This window comes from Methanosarcina sp. DH2, assembly GCF_020804225.1.
Lineage (GTDB): Archaea > Halobacteriota > Methanosarcinia > Methanosarcinales > Methanosarcinaceae > Methanosarcina.
In genome coordinates this window covers 1-26,397 of record NZ_WJBI01000024.1, presented here as the reverse complement: position 1 = coordinate 26,397, position 26,397 = coordinate 1, and the positions used below count along the sequence as shown (strand labels likewise).

Annotated in this window: 23 protein-coding genes and 1 pseudogene; 13 read left to right on the top strand and 11 right to left on the bottom strand. The window is 42.1% G+C overall.

Going from position 1 to position 26,397, the window contains the following annotated elements; genetic code table 11:
• Nucleotide 1: 1 nt before the first annotated feature.
• Nucleotides 2-1,903, bottom strand: coding sequence for an anaerobic carbon-monoxide dehydrogenase catalytic subunit (gene cooS / locus FXV91_RS18700; RefSeq protein ID WP_229392305.1), 1,902 nt, complete (start codon nt 1,901-1,903; stop codon nt 2-4).
• A 448-nt stretch (nt 1,904-2,351) separates the two neighbouring features.
• Nucleotides 2,352-4,097 (bottom strand): hypothetical protein, encoded by a 1,746-nt coding sequence (locus FXV91_RS18695; RefSeq protein ID WP_229392304.1) that lies wholly within the window; start codon nt 4,095-4,097, stop codon nt 2,352-2,354.
• A 765-nt stretch (nt 4,098-4,862) separates the two neighbouring features.
• Here FXV91_RS18695 and larA (FXV91_RS18690) point away from each other — a divergent pair.
• Nucleotides 4,863-6,125, top strand: coding sequence for a nickel-dependent lactate racemase (larA, locus tag FXV91_RS18690; RefSeq protein ID WP_229392303.1), 1,263 nt, complete (start codon nt 4,863-4,865; stop codon nt 6,123-6,125).
• 148 nt (nt 6,126-6,273) lie between these two features.
• Nucleotides 6,274-7,533, top strand: coding sequence for a nickel-dependent lactate racemase (gene larA / locus FXV91_RS18685; RefSeq protein ID WP_229392326.1), 1,260 nt, complete (start codon nt 6,274-6,276; stop codon nt 7,531-7,533).
• 149 nt (nt 7,534-7,682) lie between these two features.
• Here the strand turns inward: larA (FXV91_RS18685) and FXV91_RS20085 are convergent, their stop codons facing one another.
• From FXV91_RS20085 to argH, 5 genes are all read right to left on the bottom strand, one after another.
• Nucleotides 7,683-7,814: a hypothetical protein gene (locus tag FXV91_RS20085; RefSeq protein ID WP_255680714.1), complete on the bottom strand. Its 132-nt coding sequence runs from the start codon at nt 7,812-7,814 to the stop codon at nt 7,683-7,685.
• 172 nt (nt 7,815-7,986) lie between these two features.
• A complete protein-coding gene (locus tag FXV91_RS18680) occupies nt 7,987-9,642 on the bottom strand; it encodes a sodium:solute symporter family protein (RefSeq protein WP_229392302.1) in 1,656 nt (551 codons plus the stop codon).
• A 93-nt stretch (nt 9,643-9,735) separates the two neighbouring features.
• Entirely contained in the window at nt 9,736-9,900 is a 165-nt protein-coding gene (locus tag FXV91_RS18675; RefSeq protein WP_229392329.1) for a symporter small accessory protein, read from the bottom strand.
• Nucleotides 9,901-10,416: 516 nt separating this feature from the next.
• The gene (gene gatD / locus FXV91_RS18670) at nt 10,417-11,694 is read right to left on the bottom strand and encodes a Glu-tRNA(Gln) amidotransferase subunit GatD (protein WP_229392301.1); all 1,278 of its coding nucleotides are present in this window, start codon (nt 11,692-11,694) and stop codon (nt 10,417-10,419) included.
• Between the two features lie 228 nt (nt 11,695-11,922).
• Nucleotides 11,923-13,398, bottom strand: coding sequence for an argininosuccinate lyase (argH, locus tag FXV91_RS18665; RefSeq protein WP_229392300.1), 1,476 nt, complete (start codon nt 13,396-13,398; stop codon nt 11,923-11,925).
• A 260-nt stretch (nt 13,399-13,658) separates the two neighbouring features.
• Between argH and FXV91_RS18660 the strand changes: the two genes are divergently transcribed.
• The 3 genes and pseudogenes from FXV91_RS18660 to FXV91_RS20310 all read left to right on the top strand — a co-directional run bounded on the left by FXV91_RS18660 (nt 13,659) and on the right by FXV91_RS20310 (nt 14,931).
• The gene (locus FXV91_RS18660) at nt 13,659-14,258 is read left to right on the top strand and encodes a class I SAM-dependent methyltransferase (RefSeq protein ID WP_229392299.1); all 600 of its coding nucleotides are present in this window, start codon (nt 13,659-13,661) and stop codon (nt 14,256-14,258) included.
• Nucleotides 14,227-14,736, top strand: a pseudogene (locus FXV91_RS20315) (methyltransferase domain-containing protein). Before FXV91_RS18660 ends, FXV91_RS20315 begins: the two are co-directional and overlap by 32 nt.
• Nucleotides 14,737-14,790: 54 nt before the next feature.
• Nucleotides 14,791-14,931 (top strand): hypothetical protein, encoded by a 141-nt coding sequence (locus FXV91_RS20310; RefSeq protein WP_345945540.1) that lies wholly within the window; start codon nt 14,791-14,793, stop codon nt 14,929-14,931.
• 72 nt (nt 14,932-15,003) lie between these two features.
• On the opposite strand, the gene FXV91_RS18650 is transcribed toward FXV91_RS20310, so the two are convergent.
• A complete protein-coding gene (locus FXV91_RS18650; protein ID WP_229392298.1) occupies nt 15,004-16,242 on the bottom strand; it encodes an AAA family ATPase in 1,239 nt (412 codons plus the stop codon).
• A gap of 558 nt (nt 16,243-16,800) precedes the next feature.
• Between FXV91_RS18650 and FXV91_RS18645 the strand changes: the two genes are divergently transcribed.
• From FXV91_RS18645 to FXV91_RS18630, 4 genes are all read left to right on the top strand, one after another.
• A complete protein-coding gene (locus FXV91_RS18645) occupies nt 16,801-17,043 on the top strand; it encodes a hypothetical protein (protein WP_229392297.1) in 243 nt (80 codons plus the stop codon).
• A 102-nt stretch (nt 17,044-17,145) separates the two neighbouring features.
• Nucleotides 17,146-17,415: a carboxymuconolactone decarboxylase family protein gene (locus FXV91_RS18640; protein ID WP_229392296.1), complete on the top strand. Its 270-nt coding sequence runs from the start codon at nt 17,146-17,148 to the stop codon at nt 17,413-17,415.
• Between the two features lie 338 nt (nt 17,416-17,753).
• Nucleotides 17,754-18,062 (top strand): hypothetical protein, encoded by a 309-nt coding sequence (locus FXV91_RS18635; RefSeq protein WP_229392295.1) that lies wholly within the window; start codon nt 17,754-17,756, stop codon nt 18,060-18,062.
• Between the two features lie 61 nt (nt 18,063-18,123).
• Entirely contained in the window at nt 18,124-18,492 is a 369-nt protein-coding gene (locus FXV91_RS18630) for a putative zinc-binding protein (RefSeq protein ID WP_229392294.1), read from the top strand.
• Nucleotides 18,493-18,600: 108 nt separating this feature from the next.
• On the opposite strand, the gene FXV91_RS18625 is transcribed toward FXV91_RS18630, so the two are convergent.
• Nucleotides 18,601-19,377 (bottom strand): acyl-CoA dehydratase activase, encoded by a 777-nt coding sequence (locus FXV91_RS18625; protein WP_229392293.1) that lies wholly within the window; start codon nt 19,375-19,377, stop codon nt 18,601-18,603.
• A complete protein-coding gene (locus FXV91_RS18620) occupies nt 19,374-20,531 on the bottom strand; it encodes a double-cubane-cluster-containing anaerobic reductase (RefSeq protein WP_229392325.1) in 1,158 nt (385 codons plus the stop codon). Before FXV91_RS18620 ends, FXV91_RS18625 begins: the two co-directional genes overlap by 4 nt.
• 617 nt (nt 20,532-21,148) lie before the next feature.
• Between FXV91_RS18620 and FXV91_RS18615 the strand changes: the two genes are divergently transcribed.
• Together FXV91_RS18615 and FXV91_RS18610 are read left to right on the top strand one after the other, a co-directional pair.
• Nucleotides 21,149-22,804 carry an AarF/ABC1/UbiB kinase family protein gene (locus FXV91_RS18615; RefSeq protein ID WP_229392292.1) on the top strand — a complete coding sequence of 552 codons (1,656 nt, stop codon included), beginning with the start codon at nt 21,149-21,151 and terminating at the stop codon, nt 22,802-22,804.
• A gap of 251 nt (nt 22,805-23,055) precedes the next feature.
• Nucleotides 23,056-23,262 (top strand): heavy-metal-associated domain-containing protein, encoded by a 207-nt coding sequence (locus FXV91_RS18610; RefSeq protein WP_229392291.1) that lies wholly within the window; start codon nt 23,056-23,058, stop codon nt 23,260-23,262.
• Between the two features lie 87 nt (nt 23,263-23,349).
• Here the strand turns inward: FXV91_RS18610 and FXV91_RS18605 are convergent, their stop codons facing one another.
• Nucleotides 23,350-23,907 (bottom strand): protein-S-isoprenylcysteine O-methyltransferase, encoded by a 558-nt coding sequence (locus tag FXV91_RS18605; protein WP_229392290.1) that lies wholly within the window; start codon nt 23,905-23,907, stop codon nt 23,350-23,352.
• Between the two features lie 700 nt (nt 23,908-24,607).
• Between FXV91_RS18605 and FXV91_RS18600 the strand changes: the two genes are divergently transcribed.
• Nucleotides 24,608-25,408 carry an EFR1 family ferrodoxin gene (locus FXV91_RS18600; protein ID WP_229392289.1) on the top strand — a complete coding sequence of 267 codons (801 nt, stop codon included), beginning with the start codon at nt 24,608-24,610 and terminating at the stop codon, nt 25,406-25,408.
• 115 nt (nt 25,409-25,523) lie between these two features.
• Nucleotides 25,524-26,249: a TetR/AcrR family transcriptional regulator gene (locus FXV91_RS18595; protein WP_229392288.1), complete on the top strand. Its 726-nt coding sequence runs from the start codon at nt 25,524-25,526 to the stop codon at nt 26,247-26,249.
• Nucleotides 26,250-26,397 lie beyond the last annotated feature (148 nt).

The following is a 26,397-nucleotide window of genomic DNA, read 5'->3' as shown; positions in this document are numbered from 1 at the left end:
TTCAGATCCCCAGTTTCGTTCTCTTTTCCATTATGTGCTGTTCTATCCCGTCAACTGCCTTTACGGTGTCTGTTTCCACATTCAGGACTCCACCTGTAACTTTCCGGCAGTCTTCTGTCAGCAGTTTGACCAGGTTCGGTGCCCCGGTAATGGTCGGGACAGGGTTCACATAAGTGTAGAGCCCGAGAGCCAGGGCAAAGATAGCATCTATTGTGGCTTTCTGCTCCATGTATTCGGGAGCTGCTGCAGCTACCGGCAGGTCAGGGACAGGAGCGCCCAGGACTGCGGAAATAGCTCCGAGAAGGTCGGCAAGCCTGCCAGTATCCGTACATGTCCCGTAGCTGAGCACAGGTGGGACTCCAAGGACTTCACAAACTGCCTTCAGGCTATCTCCTGCATACTCCCTGGCTTCGGGACTGCAGAGGCCTGCCACCTGCATAGCTCCGTTCCCGCAACCCATGGACAGGACAAGGATATTCCTTTTGATCAGTTCTTTTACCATGGCAACGCTATGCACGTCCTGCCCGTAGTCCCTTAATGTTGTGCAGGAGACCATCCCGACCACACCTTTGATTGCACCGCTTTTTATGGCGTCGAGCAGGGGGTCCAGGGTGCCTCCGAGGGCATCAAGGATGCTTTCGGTTGAAAAGCCGACGACTGCTTCTTTTACCGGAAGATTGGGCACAGGTTCCCCTGAACTTTCTCGGTTTTTGAAGTTTTCAATTGCCATATTCAGAAGTTTTGCTGCCTGCTTATCGGCTTCTACCGGGTTGTAGTTCAGGCGCTCGTTGATGCCTTCAAAGGCCACGAGTTCGCTTACGGGCATGAGTTTGAACCCGTATTTTTCGGCGTAGAGAGGGGCTACCGGGAGCGAGCAGTTCATGTCTGCAGCAAAAAGGTCCACACTTCCGCTTGCGAGCACCGCTTCCTGGGAAATCCAGTTGCCGGTAAAACCATAGAAGACATCGTCCTCCTCCCACCTCTGGATCATTTCCTGCCCGGTTTCGATGCTGGCAATGACCCTCAGTCCTTTTGCCCCGGATGCTTTTGCTTTTTCCTGCCACTCGGATTTTCTGGCGAGCTGGACCATGGAAAAGCCAAGGAAAGGCTCATGCCCGTTCGGGAGCACATTTATGTATTCAGGGTCCAGCACCCCCAGGTCTACCCTCATATTGTGGGGCTTTGGAATTCTGAAAAGGATGTCCTGGCAGTACTCGTTTACAAGCTGGCTCTGGTATGCCATTGCAACTCCCAGGCGCATCGCTTTCAGTGCAAGGCTTACGTAATACCCGTCTACATTTGTCAGGCAGGAACTTGTGGAGAGCATCATTTCCCCGTATATCCCGCCCGGGAATATTCCCAGTTCTTCCCACCTTTTCTTTCTTTCCGGAGGGGCAAGAACCTCGACAATCCTGCTTGGCTCGTATGAGGGCCTGTTAAAGTCCTTTTCCACAAAATCACAGAGGCGAAGAGCAATTTCGGAATCATTTCCAAGGGTCTCTATCCCAAGCCTGCCTGCAAATGTCCTCAGTTTCTCAGGTTCCCTGATGCTGTAGGGGGTTTTGCGCTTTGCGGTTTCCCTCAAAGTCCGGATGGTCTGGTCTGTATGGTAGTGATAGGTCGAAGCCCCCATTACGTTCCTGAGCAGCATCATCCTCATTGCCATCCCGTCGGCAGTGATCCCGCATACTCCCCTCTTGTCCTTTTCAGCGTCCGAACGACAGGGACCATTTGAACACAGGTCACAACGGGCTCCTGCCATACAGAAAGTGCATCTCCTGTCCGGGACTCCCCCTATTCCCTGAGCCTCATAACGGTCCCATACATTTGTTATATTATCTTTCTTTATCCGCTCATACATCTTTTGAACGGACTCGTGATAGGAAATCCTTTCTTTGTCCATAGTTATTACTCCCGGGTTAACTGCAATTCCTTTCTTCTTATCTCACAGATAAGTAGGTCCCCCCCAGGCATTACATTTATAAACATTTTCTTATGAAGCAGATATTCATCAGTAAGCCTGTTTGCAGTTATCAGTATATAAGCGCAGGAATTATTTACAATTAATTAAAAGCAGGATGGCTGCCAGGGCTGAAAGTGTGCTGACTGTTAGAATTAGAAGTGTGTTGACTGTCATACTGCATTATACCGAATCTGAGAAAAGGTAATGAAAAATAAGCTAACCCCGGAAGATACAGAAAAAAAGACTAACCTTGGAAGGACAGAAAATAAGCTAATAACGGAAGGCACAATAAGAACGGACTAGGCTGTGCCCGCGTTCATTTTTTGTGCCTTCCATGGTTGTGGAACTTATGCCTTACTCAAAGTTCTACCTTACTCAAAGTTCTACCTTACTCAATATTGTTTATATATACCTTATAATTGTGGCCGTCCTCAACCCGGAAAGTAATTGATTTGTCCTGTTCCGTTTCATAGTCGAGGAACACGTCGAGTGTAGTATCGTAGACCTGTGTACTGTTTCCTACGGTTATATTTACGTTTACAAGAGCGGGAGCACCATTTGTATGTGAGTCGAATGCAAGAAGTTCCTCGCTGTATTGCAGGTTTTCAAAACTTGCATCATATGTATTGCGGCTTATCTGGTTGTATTCGTAAAACGACACTATGGTCATGTTGTTTGCGTAGTAGTTATCTACCCAGTCCCGGAACATTGAGCGGCTTATTGAGTATTTTATTGCAGGTTCGATGTCAAGTTGATGGGTGAATACCGGATAGGACATGCCTGCTTTTGATGCAGGCTCCCACCATTCCCATGTATCATCGTACAGGTTTCCTACATCCCTTTCCGCATGAATTGCTGCGTCCCCGTTTCTCCAGGTCATTCCCAGGTTCTCATATGCATAAATCGCATGCGTAAGGTTATCGCGGTTTCTCAGACAGCACCAGCTTGTTGGTTTCTGGCCGATTTTTTCATACACATATAAGTATTCTTCATCCATCACCCTGTATGCTTCTTCAAGTGGAAGGCTGTTTAATTCTTTTGTATAGTGTATGCCAACTTCCCAGGAATCGTTAGCTACAAGGCCGCGCAGATAATCTACGTATGTTTCGTTTGATTTTTCAAACATTCCCTTATCAAACCACATTGTACCTCTATACCCTTTATCATTCAGGTAGTCAATTCCTTCCCCTGTTGTATTCATTGGTAGAGGTCCGTCAAGTCCGAACGGGATCATCTTACTATCCCCGACTGCAGTTATGAGTTTTCTGTCCGCTGTCTGGTTTATATTGTATATATCAACATTAAGGCAGGTACCTTCTCCAATGATGAAAGATGTGAACTTGATATATCCACTTGAAAAATCGATGTACGGCAGCTGCTGCCTGTCAAGGTCATAGAATGGAGTAATTATGGAACTGCCATCCTGTGCGTAAATTATGTTTGTTTTATTGTAACCGTCAAATATTATTTTGAAATTTGCTTTTTCCGAAGCATCACCAAGAATAACTTTTTCGTATTCGGTTTCTCCAGAAGAGTCTCTGTAGTAACTTTTAAGTATAACCTGTCCTTCGATTTCCTGAATTATCAGTCTTGAGCCCGGACTATCCAGTTCGATAAAGCTCTGCGGGTCATCCGCATTTATATCCATTGATATTTCATAGGCGCACTTAACCATCGGTGTAAGGTTGCATATGTACAGAGCCCCTGCCTGCCTTGGTTCCTCAAGATAGTGAATTATCGGGACAGAGGTACATTTACAGAAAGTAAAAATATCCAGATTGCTTTTAAAGCGTCCCATGTATTCATTGATTCCAAAACAAGAGATAATATCCACACCTGGGAGTAAACTGCATGGGATTAGAGGAGAGTTTCTTACATTCGTATACTTCAACCCGTCTGAAGTGTTATTAAAACATACTTCTGATTCTTGCGTTGCGTATATACTAGAATATAATTTATCGTAAATCTCTTCTCTGCGAACCTTCGCGATAAAAACATTCGCTGGAAGGTCATCTGTCTCGGAATAGTTCTGCGAAAACAGGATGATGGTGCCCTGATTAGTATTCTCAACTATTTTTGAGCCATCTGCATCCGGGGATGCGTACGCTCCTCCAATCCACAGGTAATTTAACATAATCAGTATGAAAATAGACACTTTTAGACGATTGAAGCTCCTCACTAAATCACCAAAATTAATTTATAGTTATCTCTACACTCACCTTGAAGTTTTATAACTTTTGACTCAACAGTGTTATTAAATATCTTAAGGAAGTTCTCTGTTTAATGTTTTAAGGGATTATTTCGTATACCTGGACCTTTCTGAGGCATATAAATCCTTTTATTGTCCAAAATTCTCATTTTCCAGTACAAATTTCACTCTATTTACTATCTAATCTAAATGAATGTTTTCTTTTTGTATTAAATTCTTAAAAGCCTTTGTTTTACTGTTAAAAATCACAGGAATTACTTCTGAATTTAACAGCATGCTTAAAAAAAGATATGTGTTAAACTCGAACCTTTAGAATATTTCTACTTTTTATAGTTAACATTATTTTACTATTCGGAGGACTCCCTCTTGTTACAAAATTTCAATTAATTTCATTTATAGAGAAAGATTTTTAATAAATTTTTCAGGAATATCTCAGGCTCTTTTTCAAGCTCATTGATTTTTCATAATGATGCTTTTCTCTATGGTGAAAGTATGGGATAAATCATGGGAAAAATAAGGGAATCATAAGGTTATTGGGGCGACTAATGAAAGTTAAGGATATATCTTCTAAATTTCTCAATAACGGTCTGAGTCCGGGATTGAAGCGCATATTTAAATTGCATTTAAAGCATACCTTTATTGTTTACCTATAATATTTTATATTACCAATACGAAATCACCGGCATGAACATGACGGCAAATATAAAAAAGATTCCACTCGCTTTCGGAAGCGGGATTTTTGAGCTGAATATCCCTGAGAAAAATATATCCAGCCTGATCCTGCCTTCCGAACCCGAAAAAAAGGAGGATGGAGCCAGCTTAGTCCGGAAAGCGCTCGAAAACCCTGTGAAAAGCAAGAGACTCTCCGAGATTGTAAACCCTGAGATCAGGATTGCGATTATCGTAAGTGATGTTACCAGGCCCACCCCTACAGCAAAGGTTCTCCCTCCTTTACTCGAAGAGCTCCACCTTGGGGGGGCAAAGGATGAGAATATCACTATTGTCTTTGCTCTCGGACTTCACCGCCAGCAGACTGAAGAGGAGTGTAGAAAGCTCCTGGGTGAGAATATTTCCAAAAGTATCAGATTTGTCCAGCACGATAAAGACAGGTGCAGGCACATAGGGGAAACGAGTTTTGGGACCCCTATTGAAGTCTTTGAAGAAGTTCTGGATGCAGACCTGATTATCAGCACCGGGACAATAGAGTTCCATTATTATGCAGGTTATGGCGGAGGAGGAAAGTCCATCCTCCCAGGGGTCAGTTCGGAAAAAGCCGTACTCTCATTCCACAGTCATTATAGCAAACTCTTCGAAGGCGAACCTCTTTCGGGTAAAGTCGATAGTCCTGCAAGGAAAGATATTGAAGAAGCTGCAGGAACTGCAGGCCTTGGTTTTATCCTGAACGTGGTGATCAATAGCAAAAAAGAAATTATTGCCGCCGTTGCCGGGGATTTTATCCTGGCTCACAGGAAAGGGACAGAATATGTAGATACAATGTATAAAGTGCCCGTAGAGCCTGCTGATGCAGTAATTGTTTCCTGTGGGGGCTATCCCAAGGATATCAACCTCTACCAGGCAACAAAAGCCCTGGAAAATGCTGTCCCTGCCGTAAAAACAGGAGGCTCGATTGTACTTGTAGCTGAGTGTGCAGAAGGAATAGGAAACCAGGTCTACGAATGCTGGAATAGGGAATGCAGAAGCCCGGATGATGCTATAGAACGCTTCAAGCAGTTCTTCGAGTTTGGAGGACATAAAAGCGCAATCGTTGCAAAAGCCGCAAAACAGTTCAAGCTCTATATTGTTTCGAAACTTTCCGAGGAGGAAAGCAGAAAAGCTTTCTTCATTCCTTCAAAAAGCGTACAGGAAGCCTTTGAAAATATTCTTGCAGAAAATCCCGACGCAAAAGTTCACATAATACCCGATGGAGGGTGGACTCTGCCTGTCCGAAAATGAAAGAAAAGGTCAGTAGTAAAGCCGCAAAAATAAATAGATCGCAAAACTCGAACTGTTTGTTCGACTTAAGTTAAAAGTGTAATTTTAATCCTGAATATTGTTTACCTATATAGTTTTATATAATCAATACGAAATCATCGACATGAACATGACGACAAATATGAAAAAGATTCCACTTGCTTTCGGAAATGGGACTTCTGAGCTGAATATCCCTGAGAAGAATATTTCCAGCCTGATCCTGCCTTCGGAGCCTGAAAATAAAGAGGATGAGGCTCTTTTAATCAGGAAAGCGCTCGAGAATCCTATCAAGAGCAGGAGACTCTCGGAGATTGTAAACCCTGAGATCAGGATTGCGATTATCGTAAGCGATGTTACCAGGCCTACTCCTACGGCAAAGATCCTTCCTCCTTTACTTAAAGAGCTTTATCTTGGGGGGGCAAAGGATGAGAATATCACAATTGTCTTTGCTCTCGGGCTTCACCGCCAGCAGACTGAAGAGGAATCAAAACAACTGGTTGGAGACGATATCTACAAAAAAATCCGGTGCATCCAGCACAACACTTCCAGGTGCAGAAGGATCGGGGTAACCAGCCGCGGGACTCCTATTGATGTCTTTGAAGAAGTGCTCGGTGCTGATTTCGTTATTGGGGCCGGAGGAATTGAGTTCCATTACTACGCAGGGTACAGTGGTGGGGCAAAGTCCGTACTTCCCGGTGTAAGCTCTGAAGAGGCAGTGCTTACCAACCACAAAATGATGATAGAGGAAAATGCGGTTTCCGGAAGGGTAGACAGTCCTGTCAGGCAGGATATGGAAGAAGCTGCAAAGATCTTCGGGCTTAAGTTTATTCTTAATGTTATCCTTGATAGCAAAAAAGGAATTGTCGCTGCCGTTGCAGGCGATTTTATCGAAGCCCACAGGAAAGGGGTCGAGATTGTGGATGCCATGTATAAAGTGCCCGTAGAACCTGCAGATGCTGTGGTCGTTTCCTGCGGAGGCTATCCCAAGGATATCAACCTCTATCAGGCAAACAAAGCTCTGGACAACGCAACTCAGGCTGTAAAGGATGGCGGCTCTATTATCCTTGTAGCGGAATGTGCCGAAGGGATAGGAAACCAGGTATACGAATGCTGGAACAGGGAGTGTAAAACACCAGAGGATGCAATAGAGCGCTTCAAGCATTGCTTCGAGTTTGGAGGACACAAGAGTGCGATCGTTGCAAAAGCTTCAAAGAAATTCAAGCTCTACCTTGTCTCGAAGCTCCCGGAAGAAAAAGCCAGAAGTGCCTTTTTTACTCCAATGACAAGTGTGCAGGACGCCCTGTCTGCAGTTATCTCGGAAAATCCCGACGCAAAAGTTCACCTGATGCCTCACGGGGGGCAGACCCTGCCTGTCAGAAAAGAAAATTGAAAGCTTCTGCAAAATCTGAAGTAAATAGATCCATCAAAAAGAGCTATCAAAACAGGATCTTTTTATTTTCCTATTTTTCTGTCTCTTCTTCATTATCATCTTCTTTTCATTTCTTCACTTTCCTTCATTTTTTTCATTTTCCTTCATTATCATCTTCTTTTCATTCCTTCACTTTCCTTCATTTTTTTCATTTTTTCATTTTCCTTCATTTTCTCTTTTTCTTCACTTCGCTTCTTGTTTTCTGAATAAATTTCTATTATTCCTGATAACTCGTATGCCACTTCATCCCGCCTTCCCTTAATGAGTATAAAGATACATCAGTTACTCCGAAAACTTTAATCCACAATATAAATCATATAGTAAGTATACCTGCTTTTGTTTATTGCGAAAACAAGGTGAAATGGAAAAATAGATAGCGCATAAAAATGCGCCTGATTTTTTAAAGGAGCAGGCTTAAACGCCTGTTGATTCGACTGCCTTGTGTGACGCTGACTCTGACACTTCCTCTTCATCTTCAAATCTGAGCCTGAAAGCCTTCTTCAGGAATTCAGGTGAAAATTGGGGTGTCATAAGGCTTATCACTACAAGGGCAAGGAGAGAGAGAGGAGTCGCGATCAGGATCGGGTCTACAACGGTCCAGGTGCCTGAAAGTAAAGTTGCCTTTCCGAAAATTGCCTGGCAGATCCCGAGAGGAACTGCTTCTTTTGCATGGACAAAAGTCAGCCAGAAGAGGCTACTTAAAGACCCGATTACAAGGCTTGCAGTTGCTCCGGCTTTTGTTGTACGCTTCCAGAAAAGTGCTCCAATAAACAAGGGCAGGAAAGCAGCCGTACACAGACCCATGAACATGGCAGTAGCTCTGGCAATAATACTTATGGGCAGGATATATGCCAGAACGACTGCGACAAGGATGGTAAAGGCAATACCTAATCTTGTAACATGAACTGTCGCTGTGGACTTGCCTTTCATAATGCTCTGCTGGTAGACGTCATACCCTATGGCTGTACCCATCGTATGGAACTGGGCAGCTGCGGTAGACATTGCAGCTGAGAGCAGGCTGAGCATGAAGAGCGCTACAAACATTTCAGGCATGGAATGGTTCAGGAATGTAGGCATTATAAGATCGGTGTTTCCATCCTTCACGACCTGAAGGGCAATCATGCCTGTAGTCTTGAAGAAATATACATTGGAGAGAGCTCCTACAAGATAAGCGACTCCTGCCATCATCAGGATGAAAGGGCCTCCAATAGCGACTGCTCTTTTCAGGGAACGGTCATCTTTTACAGTCATGAACCTGACTGCAAGTTGCGGTTGTGCAAGTACTCCTATTCCCACACCCATTATGATTGTGGAAAACATTGTCCACCATATAGGAGAGCCAAGTGCAGGCATTGAAGTCCAGCCCCTGTGTCCCTGGTCTACAAGAGCCTGAGGAACAAGGCTTGCCATGCTGGTAAGAGCCTGATGGGCTTCAACAACTCCTCCAAGCTTACTGTAAGTAAAGACAAGCAGAAAACCCATTCCCAGCAGCATCAGGACAGCTTGCATGGCATCCACATACATTACTGAGAGAAGGCCGCCCTTAAGCACATAAGAAGCGATTATGATGGTGAAGATTATAAGAGCAATATTGTAGTTGACCCCGAGAGTTGTCTCAAGGAATCTTCCGGCTCCTATGATAACGCTTGCAGCGTAAAGAGGCATGAAAATGCCGATCAGGAGCCCGGAAAAACCCTGAATAAACTTTGATTGGAAGCGTTTTCCTATAAATTCAGGGTAAGTTATGGCTCCCAGATTTAGCCCCATACGCCGTGTAGGGGGACCAAAAATAACGAAAGCAATGAATATCCCAAAAAATATATTCATAAACACAAGCCACAGAAGCCCCATTCCTAAAGAAGCGGCTACTCCTCCGAACCCTATTATTGCAGAAGTGCTGATAAACGCAGCTCCGTAGGAAAGAGCCATAATTGCAGGATGGACACCTCTACCGGCGAGCATATACCCTTCGGTCTGGGAATTCTTCTTGTATCCCAGGTAGGCAACATAGAAAGTGGCCGTAAGATAAATAATAACAAACAGGATAAGAGTTGAAGTACTGACTGCCATAAAAATCATTCCAGAATAGTATTAACTGCTGTTTTGCACAGGCGTATTTAAAAATCGCCTTAAATAAGAGTCAAACTTAACCCAGGATCGGTTTTACTGATCCTGAACTGTTGTTCTCTGAGCCCCACTCTTAACTGCCTGTTCTTCTTCCCCGCCTTTCCAGTTCAATACCCCGTAAATCATGCATCCGAGTGCGCTTAATACGCAAAATACATATGCAAGCCAGATCTGTGGGTCCTCAATTCCTAACACTAACATTTACTACACACCTGCCTAGAATTTTCCTGCTATTGGCTAACATGACACCTGTTAGCACAGTACATTATAGCTTTTTGTTATTTAAATATGTTGAGCGGGGTAAATTTCGCATTGAAGTGAACTTTAAAATACGAGAGGTTAGTTCCGGAAACTCCTGATTTCTTTCTCTTCCTGCAGCCGGACTTGATCCATGACTTATCCTGCCTCTTATGAACTGTATTCGACATGCTGGCAGGAAATAACAACAGATGAGCTTACCATAGTATTAAAAGAATCATAAGAACCGGACTAATAAAAGAATACTCCCAGGCTCGGGAAGTAATTCATTTTACTCAGGAGATCTTTTTAGATCCTCAAAATGTAAAATACCTCAGCGAGCCTGTCAAGCAGCCTGTCAAAAAATAAAAAAAGTAAAAAAGATTTCTGCTTTTTTTACTTACACAGATTTTCAGGTTATTTTTCAGGTTATTTTTCAGGTTATTTTTCAGGTTATTTTACTACAGTTTCTCAGAGTTTTTATTTATGCGTACACTCAGTAATTTCCCCACTGAGGTCTTCCCTGAGCATACTGACAGCTTTTTCAAAATCCTCTGTCTGGCCGAGCACCCACATCAGTTTGACGAGGGACGTTTCGGGCAGAGTATCTTCTCCTTCGATTGCACCAGCTTTCAGCATATCACGGCCCGTATCATAAACACGGTCGCAGATCCTGCCATTAAGACACTGTGATGTGACTATTACAGGCATTTTTGCGTCCCCAGCTTTCTGGAGAAGGGGAATCCATTTTGTGGAAACATGACCGAGACCTGTACCCTCAATAACAAGCCCTCTATAGCCATTACTTATATAATAGTCAAGGACTGTCGGATCTGCTCCCGGAGTGAACTTTACAATGGCACACTTTGGTTCCATACCCGGCTTAAATTTCAGGGCTTTTTCTCCGCGCCTGGTATAGTCAATAAAAGTCTTTATTTCTCCTGTACTGTAGTCTACAGTCCCTATCGGAAGGGAGTTTACGGACTTGAAAGCATCCCTGCGGGAGGTGTGCATTTTCCTGACTTTAGTCCCCCGGTGGATCTCACAGAAATCGTCAGAGGTTGTGCCGTGCATAACCACCACGACTTCGGCAATATCGCTTATAGCAACTCTGGCTGCGCAGATTGCGTTCATGGCATTGTCGCTGCTCGGGCGGTCTGCGCTTCTCTGGGAACCTACGAACACGATAGGTACGGGAGTTTCGATCATAAAGGAGAGGGCTACGGCAGAGTACATCATTGTGTCTGTCCCGTGAGTAACGATTATTCCCTCAGCCCCCGCTTCTATTTCTTCAACAACAGCTTTCGCGAGGTTTTGCCAGGAGTCCGAGTCCATATTTTCTGAAAGGATACTTGAAATTACCCTGCCTTTAAAGTCTGCAATTTCCTTCAGTTCCGGAATTGCAGCAAGGATATCGTCAGCAGTAAACTGGGATGTGACTGCACCTGTGCGGTAGTCGATTTTGCTGGCAATCGTTCCACCCGTAGAAAGAATTGCGATTTTTGGGAGTCCGGGCTTTGAAATCTTTTCCGTTACATTTTTAGACTCTTTTACGCCGTTTCTGCCTCCATTGCTTCCGTTTGCAATTTCCCCGTTATTTTCCAGAAGAGTTATCCTGACCTTATCAATAGAAAAACCGGCGTTATACCCGCTTTTCATTTTTATTGTGATATACCCTTCCATGGAAGGCATCACTTTGCCTTCATAGACAGTACCGTTCTTTTCAATACGTACCCAATCGCCCTGTTTGAATTCCATGAATGATCCCTTTCTGCTGAATTTTTAAAGTGCTATAATTCTGTATAAGTGCTGTAATTCTGTAAAAGTGCTGTAATGCAGATAGATATTGCAGATAGACATTGCAGATAGACGTTGCAGTAGATGTATAATGCAGTATAATCTGTACGATACTAAGAATGTGTGATACTAAGAGGTCTAAATAATATTAAAATTAAACGTGTTTTTTCGTGCTTAAAACCGCCGAATTCAGCTTTTCCTGTACTCCTCAACTACTGCGAGCAGGTTTTCAAAAGCCAAGTCTATTATATCTTTCAAGGTTGCAATTTCCTGCTCATTCAATTCAAGCTCAGCCTGCCTCTTTGATAGATAATGCTGCATTTCTTCCGGAGCAGGACCTCCTGTAACTTTCCTTCTTTTGATATTCGAGACCGGGTTGAGAGCTTCTTTTACCATCTTTTCTGTCAATCCCCTGCTTGAAAGCGACTCTCCAAGCACAACCTCAGCAGCAGAATCAATTTTTTCCATTGTGGGCTTTTCCCTTTCCTTTGCAAGCATCCCGACAATCTGGTGGGCAGTTCTGAAGGGAATTCCCGTTTCCCGAACAAAAGTATCTGCAAGTTCGGTAGCTGTCGTAAAACCAGTGACTGATTCCGCCGCAAGCACTTCGGAATGAACCCTCATAGTTCTGACCATCCCATCCATTACCCTGACAGAAGCCCTTACGGTTTCAACCGAGCGCCAGATATTGGGTGTTGCTTCCTGCAGGTCGCGGTTATAACTCAGGGGCAGTCCTTTACAGATTGTGAGCAGGGACATAAGAGCTCCCACAGCCACTCCTGTTTTTCCGCGCATTAATTCTGCAGTATCCGGATTTTTCTTCTGGGGCATAATCGAGGAGGTAGAGGCGTATGTGTCATCCAGTTCGATGAAATTAAACTCGGACGAAGACCAGATTACAAGTTCCTCAGCCATCCGGCTCAGATTTATCATGAGATTTGAAAAAACGGAAGCACATTCAATAAGGAAATCCCTGCTGCTGACCGCGTCCATTGAATTTTCCAGCAGGCCTTCAAATCCCAGGAGTTCCTGCGTACGTTTCCTGTTCAGATTAAAGCCTGTAGAAGCAAATGCAGCAGCTCCGAGCGGGCAAAGGTTAACCCTGGAAAAAGCGTCCTGCACTCTGTCAAAGTCTCTTCCGAGAGCGGCCTCGTGAGCACAGAGGTGGTGGGCAAGCGTGGTCGGCTGGGCATGCTGAAGGTGAGTAAAGCCGGGCATCAGGGTTTCAATGTGTTTTCCTGCAAGCGTGACAAGAGTTTTCCTGAGTGTAAAGAGTTCTTCTAGCAGTCCAATAAGCTCTTCTCGTAGGGTCAGCCTGATGCAGGTTGCAACCTCATCGTTCCTGGAACGCCCTGAATGCATCCTACCTCCGATGTCTTCTCCGACCATATCGATGAGCCTGGATTCAAGAGAGATGTGTATGTCTTCATAGCTGAAGTCGAGCTTTTCCATGCCTTCTTCCCTTATCTTTAAAAGCCCGCTGAGGATTTTGCCACAGTCTTCTTCTTTTATAATCCCCTGCTCTTTCAGCATCACCGTATGGGCAAGGTCCACCACTATATCAGCATTAAAAATCCACCTGTCAGCCTCCATAGAGGAGGTGTAACGTAAAATTTCCTCATCCTGGGCAGCTTCAAGCCTGCCTCTGCGTAATATATTGCTCATCGGTTTTCCTCTGTGTAATTGTAAATGTATAACTGTGAAATAGATCTGTATTGTGAGAGTCTTTATGTAATAATGATTCCTGTGAGATAAATGATATTATGAATGTAAGCTCGCCTTAGATCTCGACTTATCTTTATCGGGTCTTTGTTAATCATTAACCTAAATCCGAAGCGTGGTATTATTTCAAACACTTAAATATGAATCGGTTTTCGGGAGTTTTCCCAGGCAATATATCAGGTATGAAAGCGTAAATTCATTTGATGTCCGTAGTCTCAAAGTATGACCGAATCTCAGCCATTTATGACCTGCTGGAACTCCCGGTAGAGGTTTTTTTATACGGAGGGTGGAGAGACGAAGCACTTTCAAAACTCAAAGGCAGAGTCTTGGAAGTAGGAGTGGGGACCGGAAGGAACTTGAAATATTACTCTTCGGGAGCTCTGGTTACAGGAATCGATAACAGTGAAGGGATGCTTGAAAAAGCCCGAAAAAAAGCAGAGGACATGCAAAATGTCACTCTTTTCCTTATGGATGCTGAGCACATGGAATTTCCGGACAATACCTTCGATTATGTTGTTACAACCTTTGTCCTCTGTTCAATTCCTGATCCCGTAAAGGCTTTAAAAGAAATTAGACGCGTCCTTAAGCCTTCGGGGGAGCTGGTATCCCTTGAACACATGCGCAGCAAAAACTCTTTTATCGCCCGGATTGAGGACTTAATCAACCCGATTATGTTTTTCTTTATCGGGGACGATATGACCCGAAATACAGTGGAGAATCTCAAAAAAGCTGGGTTCACTATAACGGAAGAAAAAAATCTGGCTTTTAAGGATGTTTTCAAAAAGATCAGGGCAAAACCGTAAAAATTTAATTCAGAGAGTTTTGACTCTAAAACCTATATTCACATCCATATCCGCAAAGATGCCTAAAGTGTACACAATGTCCGCAGCTCCAAAATATAACCGAATAGCACACATTTATGAAGCGATAGACCTGTCGCTGGAACTTTTCTTTTTTCGAAAATGTAGAAAAGAGGCACTTTCAGGCCTTAGCGGAAAAGTTCTGGAAGTCGGAATGGGGAGCGGAAGAAATCTGAAATACTACCCTTCAAATGCTCAGGTTACAGGAATTGACAACAGTGAAGGGATGCTCGAAGAAGCTAGAAAAAAGCTAGGGAAATGAAAAATATTAATTTTTTCTTTATGGACGCAGAGCATCTTGAATTTCCGAATAATAGCTTTGATTATGTGGTTACGACTTTTGTTCTCTGTACAATCCCAGATCCTGCGAAAGCTCTTAAAGAAATGAGGCGTGTCCTGAAACCCTCGGGAAAGCTGGTAGCCCTTGAGCATATACGCAGCAGCAACCCTTTTATTGTCAAGTTTGAAGAATTAATTGATCCTTTTCTGTTTTCCTCTTGGAGACCATACAACCCGGAATATGCTGAAGAATATAGAAGAAGCCGGATTTATTATTCAGGAAGCAAAAAATCTGGCTTTTAAGAATGTTTTCAGGAAAATAATAGCAAAGACGTGAAAAGCTTCATTGTCCTATTGAGTTGTGTAATTCTTAATAACTTTATAAGTCCCTGTGATGGGTTGACAGTAATTATTTTACATTGGGAACATAATTATAATACCTAACGAATTTACAGTCTTGATAAATTGCTTCCTCTATAAAGTCAGGGTTGTTTATGAATATTATCTCACTTGTTTGCCCGCCCCTGCCTCTGCTTGTAACTGTAGCATTTAGAATCCCCATCATATTGAATTTGGTTATTTTCTGAGATAACGCCCCCAGAGAAGTAGGCTTTATGTTCGCTTTTTTGCACATGTCAACATAGACCTTATAAACGTTACCTGTTATTACAAATTTGTCGGGTTTCAGGTATTTCTCAGTTTTTATTAATGCTAAAGTTACCAGTTTTTCTCCATAAGACATGTTAGATACAAACCGATAGCTGACGTCCTTGTTTATTTTATCCACTGCCATTGGTACATGACCGGATTGCACTCTGTTACACTCCGTTTTAATTGCCATATCACCGGCTGCTTGTAACAGGAGTATTGCTCTCCGAGCATCTCCTCCCTCATCTGCTGCTAATTGAGCACATAATTCTATAATCTTTTTATTTATTGCATTAGGACAGAATGCAAGAGGAATACGATTGTTCAGGATGTCTATAATTTGTTTTTCATTGTATGGCGGGAATACGATTGTATCTGGCTGGAAAAAAGAGGCTACAATAGGGCCAAGAGAGTTGATAAACTGATCTGTGTTTGAAATGCCGATTATGTGAATGTACTGCCTTCCGTTTACCTCTTTAAACTCCTCTGCCCTTATGAGATTGTAAATAATACTATCATCCTTTATCTTGTCAATTTCATCGAAAATCAATGTCAGAGAATAATCTTTCTGTCGAAGAAGCTCATAAAAAAGATCATAGAAAAAGCCAGATGCGACCCCTCTTAATGGCAAGTCTTTCTCATAGCCTAAACCTTTAATTAAAAAAATAAGAATTTTTACAATTGTATTATGTTCACCGCATGGAATAATAATATCTCTTATATTCACATCAGGAAGCTCTGAACATAACCGGTTTAGAATATGCCTTATAGTAACGGTTTTTCCGCTTCCGGGAGGTCCGTAAATCAAGGTATTTTTAGGTTTTTCTTTATCGCCTAAAGGATAATAGATTTCTGCAATGCTTTGTATTTGTTTGTCTCTTCCAACAAGAGATTCAGGCACATAATCAATTTCCAAAATAGACCTTTCTTTATAGATTTCTTTATAGGCTTTAGATTCAGTGAAGTTAAAAAGCTTTTTTTGTTCAGAGGGAGAATCCATAATAACATTTCCATTTTAAGTGAAATATATAAACATATAGAAGAGTTGTAATTACTTTAGGTTATATAAAGGGTTCGTAATTCAAATGCAGGAGACTAAGTGCGAAATTAACGAAAAGAAGTTGGCAAAGAAAATTTCTTTGCATTTCTCTAAAGTAGAAGAACGGAAGATTAAATTGAGTACTGAAATATAAGCAAAGATTCTACTAAAAAAGCAAAAGACAAGAATATTTTTTTGTAATCACTAGTATAAATAGGTATCCAATCATAAGAATAATTTTAAAAAAGATTCCCTTTCAGGATAATTCTTCTTACCCTATTCCACTTTAGATAAATGTCAATAGTATCATAAAATTTTTTATTTTTTATTTTTACAAAAAAGGAATCTACTAACAAATATCAAGTCTAGATTCATTTTTCCACTTTAGATAAAAGCTTCGCAAATGCGTTTTATTTAAATCATTATGAAGCCAATTTTTGATATAGTATCATTATCCTTTTAAACCTACATTCTAATAATTAAACGTGATTAAATAAAATACGTGAGATCCTTTAAAAAATGAGAAAAAGAGAAAGAGGTGAGAAGGTAGAGGTGAGAATGTTGTCAGACGAGGAGTTAAAGGATAAACAGTCATCAGAAGAAAATGATACTAAATATACTGTAGATGATGAAGAGGATCTTCTGGATACTCATCCTCCACCACCGAGGAGTATGAGCGCCAGCTTTGTAATTAACTCTGCTTTTGGAAAAAGCGGTGCTGACGTTCGATATAGTCCTTCAAAAAAGGATGAGAAGAAGTAACGCTGGGATGCAATACAATTCTGCTTTTGGCAAAAAGCAAAGCCATGAGCAGGTTGAAAATCAGTTGAATATAGATATCAATAGGATTCGGGAGGGTATTAAATGCCGCTTTTAAAAGAGACATTGCCTGAAACTGCTAAAGCTTACAAACAGATGACAGATACTGTGTTATCCACAGACAATTTCCTTGACCTTAAAACAAAAGAGTTGATTGCTGTTGTCGCTGCAGTACTCGTGCGCTGTCAGGCCTGCGTTGATCTTTATTTGCCGAAAGCATATGAAGCAGGATGCACAAGAGAAGAGATAGCAGAAGCACTAGCAGTAGCAGCGTGCATTAGTGCCGGCTCACAGGTAGAGTGGACTAAAATATAATATGGGACAAAAATTTTGGAAAAATGCAATAGGAGATATCCGGCATTATTTGCTTTAAGGATTAAAAGCACTTCTATCTTCATTTTACTTTTTTCCAAATTTTAGTAATATGACTGAACAGTCTTTTTAAGTGCTCCAAGTAACTTGAAATTCAGAAGTGACTCTACAAATGAGTACAAATTGAAATTTCAATGTTTAAAAATCTGATTTGCTATAGCTTAAAAAGAATTTCAAAATATACTTAAAATAGAGATGCCATAATATAATTACTAATATAATTACTAAATCCTCTCAGAACTTTGAAAAAAGCTTTTTGCTTCAAAAAATGGAGTTTTGACATGACTGAAGATATAGACGAAGTTGACATTTATTTCAACCAGAAAGGAGAATCAACTGAAGCTGAGAATGTCAAACAGGGACATTGGGCAATGGAAAAAGCTTCTATAAATCCAGCAAGAAGAAAACTTCTCAGGTTAGTTGGGGTTTTCGGGAAGCCTGAAGGACAGTTAAAGGAGGAATCCGGGTTAAATGATTTCTTCTTTAAGTTCCATATGGATTTTCTGTTAAATGACGGATTCTTGAAATTAGAAAATGGAATGTACCGCCTTACAGACACCGGAATTTCTCTACACGACTCAGTATGCTAAACAAATGAACAAATGAATAGATGAATCAATATCCAGAATAGAAACAAGTAAAGGTGTAAATGTGCAAGAAAATAAAGAAACTCAAAAACAGCTTCCCTGGATATTCCAGTGCTCAGGGTCTTCAAATGTAGGGCAGGCAACGAATGATGCTTGCAAGCTTCTTTATTGGGAAGAAAAAGCAAAGATCGGATGTGTCGCTGCAATAGGTGCTCATATTGAGAACTTTGTAGTTCCTAACAGGTCAGGACGGAAGGTTATTTGCGTCGACGGGTGTTCGAATAATTGTGCCTCCAGAACACTGGACGAAGCAGGGATAAAGCCAGAGGTTTGCCTGGTCGTCACCGATCTGGGCATCAAGAAGAATATGGATATGAAGTATGGGCAGGAAGAAGTACAAAAAGTGAAAACAGAGTTGGAAAAATACCTCTAATCTTGCAGTTGCAATGCATTAACGACATCTTTTTCCACACGGGATTCTCACTCAGTAATATCCGTGGCTTCTCTTTTCATTTAATTTACTCCCTCTTTCAAGTATTTTTTAAACTATACTGTTCTTACCGATTCCATACAGCGCAGCTCCGAGCGCTCCCGTGACCTGCGGCTCGGGAGGTACGTAAAGCGAGATTCCCAGTTCTTTTTCCAGAAATACCTTAATGCCTGCGTTTTTTGCCACACCGCCTACGAAAGCTACGTTCTGTTTTAACCCGACCTGTCGGACCATAACCGCAACCCTTCTGGCGATACTTTCAATGAGTCCCGCCGCGATATCCTCTTTTTTAAAGCCTCTCGCCCGGAGAGATATAACTTCTGACTCGGCAAATACGGTACACATGCTTGTTATGCTGGCAGGTTCTTTTGAAACAAGAGCCAGATTCCCCAGTTCTTCTATCGGCACTTCAAGCGCCTTTGCCGTGTACTCTAGGAATTTACCCGTGCCAGCCGCACATTTATCGTTCATTAAGAAATCGGTTACCCTGCCGTCATTTACTGAAATAATCTTGCTGTCCTGGCCTCCAATGTCAATAATCCCGTTGACAGCCGGGTAAAGGTAATAAACACCCATTGTGTGAGCTGTGATCTCACTTACTGCTCTATCGGCAAACTTTATGCTATTCCTGCCGTATCCGGTTGCGTATATGCCGGTCACATCTTTTTTATCGATTCCGGCATTAGAGAGTACATCTTCACACACGCTTTTTGCAGCTGATAAAAAATCGAACCCTGTTGGACGTATGTTGCGAGTGATCATCTGACCGTCAATTACTAGGACGGCTTTTGTAGTGGCCGAGCCCGAATCTATCCCGACTGAGATCATGAAAGCATCTCCATGAAAGCATCCACTCGAAGTCCGATCTGCTCAACGTCCGAATCGCTATAATCCGTCTCTATCGAAAGCACAGGTATCCCGGCATTCCTCAGCGCCTGTTGCACCTTATACCGCTCGATGTTATAGCCGTGGCAGAATTGCAGGGTATAATTCACCACACCATCGACTTTAAACTCTCTTGCAAGTTCCAGAATGTTGTCAATACGCCTGTCGTTCGGAGTCATGCAGGAACAGGGTATTTTGATATAACGTTCTGCCAGTGCAGTCATAGGGTCTTTGCTCTCGTCGACAAGGTCCCAGAATGACCTTGTGCCAGTACAGCTTTCCTCCACAACGATGATACCACCCCTATTCTCTATGATCTCAGGTACTTTGGTGTTCCCGCCAGGCATCGGGCAGCCTGAGATCATTATTCTGGGCTTGCGAGTAAAATCAGTCTTAAAATCAGCCTTAATCTTCTCCGCTTCGTCGATGAGACTGCGAAGGGCTTTTTTAAAATCTTCTGCCGATAAAACATACTGCTTTTGCATGACCTTTATCACATCCACACCGCTGATTGGCGGAGAGTCCGTTTTTCTCAGGTCATAAAGCCTGTGAAGTAGCTTTCTCGTCTCGTTCGACGAGATTATTTCCTTCTTTAATTGTTCGACGGTGACCTTATTACCCGTCAGCTGTTCCATGACGCCTTTGAATTTGTTAAGTTCCTCCAGGAAATATTTTACGGCAGCAAGGCTATCGGGTTTCTGCGGAAGATCGAGCACATAGGTCGGGACATAGTCCCCCAGTAATTCATACATCTTTTTTTTACTATCGCAGGTATTTTCGGCGACGACAATATCTACCAGGCCAAAGTGAGAGCAGGATTTTACACCAGAACGGCCGTTATTAACGACCGAGCCAAAGGAAGACTTGACAAGCGGACAGATATTCCTGGGTAGATACTGCTCAGCTATAGATATAGTATCATTTTTACCCCCACACAGTATAACACGATCAGCATCTGCCGCAAAAATGATTTCGTCAGGCACGAAAAGGCATAAAGTGCCAACTATTTTCTTTCCGGCTTTCTTTTCCTCTGTTAGCTGGCAAATCCGCGAACTATATGAGTTTTTAATATACTCAAGAGTTTTAAAGTGTGTCATTCTCTCCACAAAATGCTTTGTGATGAAATATATTAAATCGTTTTCCATTCCTGCAACACAGTTTCGATTTTTTGCAGTTACGAATACCTGCTCCCGGCCGTTTTCTATTTTTCTTCAATAGTCCCCGGAAAATCTCAAGAAAGCCATGAAATCTTAGATATAATAATTAGGACTTACGCACTTGAGGTGCAAAATGAGCACAAAGAAATTGTGACCTGAACATCTATTTTATACTTTCATAGATTTGATGCTATTGACTTTTCAGTTCAGCTGCGTAAGTCCTAATAATAACATCCTGAACTGTGCACTACTATATTCAGCCAGATTCAAGCTTTCAGCAAATTCAAACTTTCAGCCAAATTCAAGCTTGCTTCTTTTTGATATCTTTGCAAGCTGCAGGGTTAAGAGATATACAAAAAAACACTCTCATAAAGAAACACACTCATAAAGACACATTCCCGTATTGAAAACAATAACTTTTGCTTCCTCCATTTTGCAGGTTCCAGGGAAGGTTTGTTAAAAATAGTTCTACATCTCAAAAAATTAGCGTTAGAGCTCATTTTCCTTTATTTATTGTAAAGAAACTCTATTAAACAATAACGTCCAATCCATAGTGGATGCTGGGGAAAACAAAGCGTTACCTTGAGGTCACACGGGTCCTTTTCAAGTACAATCTTATTCCTGAGCTCTATCACGACCTGCGTACCAATTATATCTCAAATCCTGATTGTACCTGTGCTTTTGATGTTGAGAACAGGCAGACAGCGGTAAAACTCAGGCAGGCTTTTGAAGAGCTCGGACCTACTTTTATCAAGATGGGGCAGACTATGAGCAAGCGGCCTGACCTTGTTCCCCAGCCCTATGTCATTGAAATGGCGAATTTGCAGGATAAGGTTAAGCCCGTACCTTTTGAGGAAATGGCTGAGTCCCTGGACCTTGCGTGTGTATGTGAGTATCAGACGCGTGAGGAGAGGAACAGGAAAAAAAGTGAAGATGAACTGAAAGCGGCAAGGGAGAGAAAAGCTAAAGCCTTCATTAATATTTTTGACAGCTTTGACCCTGATCCGATTGCTTGCGGTTCAATTGCTCAGGTCTATGAAGGTATCCTTGACGGCAAACCCGTAGCTGTAAAAATCCTTCGCCCGAACCTTATTGACATTATAAATATTGATCTTTCAATCCTGGATGATTTCAAGCCTGTTATGAAAAAGATTCTGAAAGTAGGACGGAACTTTGATATTGACGCTTTTTTACTTGAGATCCGGGAGATGCTTACACGGGAAGTTGACCTCAGGATTGAAGCCGTAAGTATTCGCCGCTTCGAAGACAACTTCAAGAATGTGAAAAATGTTGCTGTGCCTAAAATTTATTCGGATTATTCTTCTGCGAACGTCCTTACAATGGAATTTATTCAGGGAACCCAGGTCAAAGATATAATTGACATGCCTGTGCCGCAAAGCAAAAAATCCGAATACACACGTACGATCACCAAGAGCTACCTGAAACAGGTCTATATCGACGGTTTTTACCATGCAGATCCACACGGTGGGAATATGCTGGTCCAGGAGAACGATACCATTGCTTTCATTGATTTCGGGGCTGTCGGCAGTATAGATGACGAGCTCAAGAAGAACATGCTGGAATTCTATTATGCTATCAATAACAGGGATGTCGAAGGGGCAACCCAGGGTTTCCTGAAAATCGGGGGCGCGGATGCGAGAGATGTGGATGTCCGCAGGCTCAGGAAGGATATGGATGAGCTGATTGCAAACCAGAACTACGGGCTTGAAGGCAGGCAGAGCGATAACTACGCAAAACTCGGCATGAAGTACGATATCCGGCTTCCAGGGGAATTTTCAACCCTGCAAAGAGCGATCCTGCTTATAGAAGGAGTTTGCCTTGAACTAGACCCGAGGTACAATATTAAAAGCATTGCAATTCCTGTTCTCATGGATGCCTATAAAAAACTCAATGCTCCAAAGGGGGCTGCCCTTCATATCGAGTTTTCCGCCGAGCCAGTAGACGAAAAAGCCGAGATGAGGGCTGCAATCAGGGAGGTTGCCAACAAAATGCAATACATGGGGGACAGACTCTTTGAAGTGAGACAAAAAGATAATAAACACAGTCTTTTTTCAAAGGAATTTTTCCTTGTTGTCCTGCTCGTTGTCTCAGCCTTTATATTGCTAAACGGAAATGCTTTTTCCTGGGTCGGGTTGGTTGGGTTTGCAGGAGCGATCCTCATAGCCGTTATCACTTCGCTGCATGGAGAGTGAAGAAGAGTTTAAGAGTATTAAGAGTATCAAGAGTATCAAGAGTATTAAGAGTATTAAGAGTATTAAGAGTATTAAGAGTATTAAGAGTATTGAATCTTCAATACAAAAGCTCTAATAAATCGGAATCTAAAATAATACTGTACAGAATAATATCAGAATAATATTTGTAATACCATTCTGCTTTTATAAGACTTGGCAAAATCGGGTGAATCAAAACCCGGAATCTGTTAGTAGGGAAGGGGGCGATTTCTATGGTACAGAAGATCATAAGGATTGAAGGTTTGGAATGCAACCACTGTGTTGTTAGAGTAGGAAGAGCTATTGCTTCCGTGAAAGGGGTAGTAGAGGTGGATGTAAACCTGGAGAATAGGGAAGCAGTTGTGAACTTTGAAGAAGTCAGGACAGACCTTAGGAAAATAAAGGACGCAATCCGGGAAGCCGGATACAAGCCAATATAATTCAGATTCTTCGTGATGTTTTCCTATCCCATTTAGATAGTTCTAAATTTGAAGATCTCATTTGCTCCTAAATTTTACTTTTATTTCTCAAGCTCTCAGCTTTGGCACCAAACTTCCAGTACTCCTAATGTATTTCCGATAGTCGTTTCCGAATTGCTCTATCATCATTCTTTCTTCGTCACATATCCTGACCAAATACATGCAGATTACAGGCAACATATAAGATAGGGCAACTATCCAGTTGGAAGAAAGAAGTGTGATCCCTATTCCTACTATAAAAATAGCTGCATACATGGGATGTCTGATGAATTTGTAAGGACCATTGGTTACAAGGGTATGTTCTTTCCTGATTTCAAGGATGGGTGACCAGTTACTGCCTAAAGCTCTATGAGACCAGATAAAAAGAAAATCGCCCGTAAAAACTATGCCTGCTCCTAACCAGCGGACCCGGGTAGGGAAGGGCAGGCGAAAAGTGTCTATCCTGGAGGTAAGTAAATAGTAGAATATGGGAATAATACCCATTCCAACCAGGTAATAGAAGAATTTCTCTCTTTTTTCGTGTTTTACTGCTACTCTTTCGAACTTTCTGCGGCCCTTCTGGTAGTATAACCTGACGCTCACGTCTACCAGAAGCAAGATTGTCAAAGCTATCTTAAACCGATTTTCACGCACAGAATTTAATTTATCACAAAACTATTTAGAGCCTATCCGAAAAGTGGTTACCTGCTGTAACTTTTACATTAGGTAATATGCAAAACCGCAACTGGTACTCTGATATCATAGACCTATTATGGCTTTCCAGCATGCATTACTGACTTTTCGGATAGGCACTTAGTAAAGAATCTAAACTGCTTTTGTTTTACAGTAGCGTACAAAAGTTCGTAATATTAATTCAAACGAATGTATAGAAAAATTTATATTTTAAGTAAGGTTACTTCCTAAAGGTCAGTTGTGCATAGAACATGCAAAACAGCGTACAAAAAATTCAAGATAACTATATCCCCGCACTAAATTTATGGGTTATAAGTATCCCAAAAAAATGCCACTCTTGTAAAATCGTTTCTCCCAATAGCAACGTCTCCCTGACTGCGGTCATCTGATATTTTTCCCTGGGAAATATTTCGAAGTAACTAACAGTTACTTACTAACCAATAGTTATTTAATGACCAATAGTAATAAGATTACTTGGAGTCATACATCTCTAGCGAGACTGTCTCTAGACACAATATTGGGGATTATACCTTCCTATGAGAGGGATGAATCACATAAACACTCAACAAAAAAGTGGGAATCCCGTAAAAACAGGTAGCGATACAATTCATACACAACTAATGGAGTAAATGAAATGGAAATAGAATCTGTAAAATTAGTTTATTTTTCACCTACCGGAACAACAAAAGCGGTTGTTCAGGGCATTGCGCATGGTATTAACCCAGGTACCGTGGAATTAATTGATATTACCAGACCAGATGCGAGAAAACAACCGTTACAGACATTGGAAAAAGAACTACTCATTCTTGGTGTGCCGGTGTATATGGGAAGGGTGCCGGCACTAATACTTGAATGGCTGAATGCAATTCAAGCTCATAGCACCCCCACGGTCTGTGTTGTCGTCTATGGCAACCGTGTGTATGAGGACGCACTCATCGAGCTAAAAGATATTCTGACTCAGTGTGGATGTAAACCGATCGCCGGTGGGGCCTATATTGGGGAACATTCATTTTCCAGCGACGAAACACCAACGGCCAAAGATCGTCCGGATGCAAGCGACTTATACCACGCAGAGTCATTTGGACGAAAAATACAGGAAAAACTCAACACCATTCCATCAGTTGACCAGATCTCTGATGTAAATATACCCGGCTGCCATCCCTACCGGGGGGATTCGAAGCTGTGGAATGTTGATTTTATTGAGGTCAGTGATGCGTGTACCCAGTGTGGGACCTGTGCAGAGGGATGCCCTACTGGTGCTATCGATCCGGAAAATAGTAATTTGATTGATACAGGAAAGTGCATTACCTGCTGTGCGTGTATCAAGAGCTGTCCTCAAAACGCCAGATCGATGAAACCCGGGCTGGTTAAAGACGCATCAGTGCGTCTCCATACGCTCTATAGCCAGCGAAAGGAGCCTGAATGTTTTATCTAATGAATATCTCCAATCGGTAAAACTGGAAGTAAAAGTAGAAAATTGGAATACATTCATTTCTTAAATCGTATAACTAACAGTCATAATATAAATATGGGTTAGCTGGAGTAGCAATATGGGAATCGCCGATAGAAGACAGCGAGAAAAGGAACAGCGAAAAACCGAGATCATCGATGCAGCCGAGCGTCTCTTTTTCTCTCGAAGTTATGAAGATGTTTCCATGGAAGACATCGCCCGCGAGGTCGAACTGAATAAGGCTACTATTTATCTGTATTTTAAAAATAAGGAGACACTTTTCGCAACCATTGTACTCCGTGGTATCCAGATCCTTAAAGAAAAATATACGGAATGCATGGAGAAACAGGTTCCAGGAATTGTCAAGGTAGTCCTGATGGGCCAAGCTTATTACCAATATTCGCAGGAATACCCCGATTATCTTCGAATGATCCATTTTTACGGTTCTGAGCGTTTTTCAAAAGAGAACCCGTGTACCGCAGAGATTGGAAAGGGATATGGTACCTGCCGTTTGATCCTGCGGGATGCGATCCAGGAGGGCATCGATGACGGTACAATCCGGGCAGATCTCGATCCATTCCTGACCTCAATGTACCTTATGATCTCCTTCATGGGTATCCTGTCAATGGAAAATAAATGGAAACTGGTGATCGAGGCGGAGGGGTTCAGCTACGAGCAGTTTGCCAGTGAGTTTTTCCGGTTCATCACTCCTGCTATCTCTTCCGGTGAGAAATCTCACAAAATGGATGTCAAAGATTTCGCATCATCTGGATTCTTTTTAACCGAGCCTGTGGCACCTGAGAAGGAAAAGAGAAAAAAATCTTAAATTTTTGTAACTATTCAGGCAGCCTTTTAAAGGCTACAATTTTTCCTCTTTTCGAGGAAAAATTGGATATAAATTGAATTCTATTTTGTTTCGTTATCATGCTTACACGTGAAGAGATTCTTGCTTTGTGTGCTTCAAACCCTGAAGT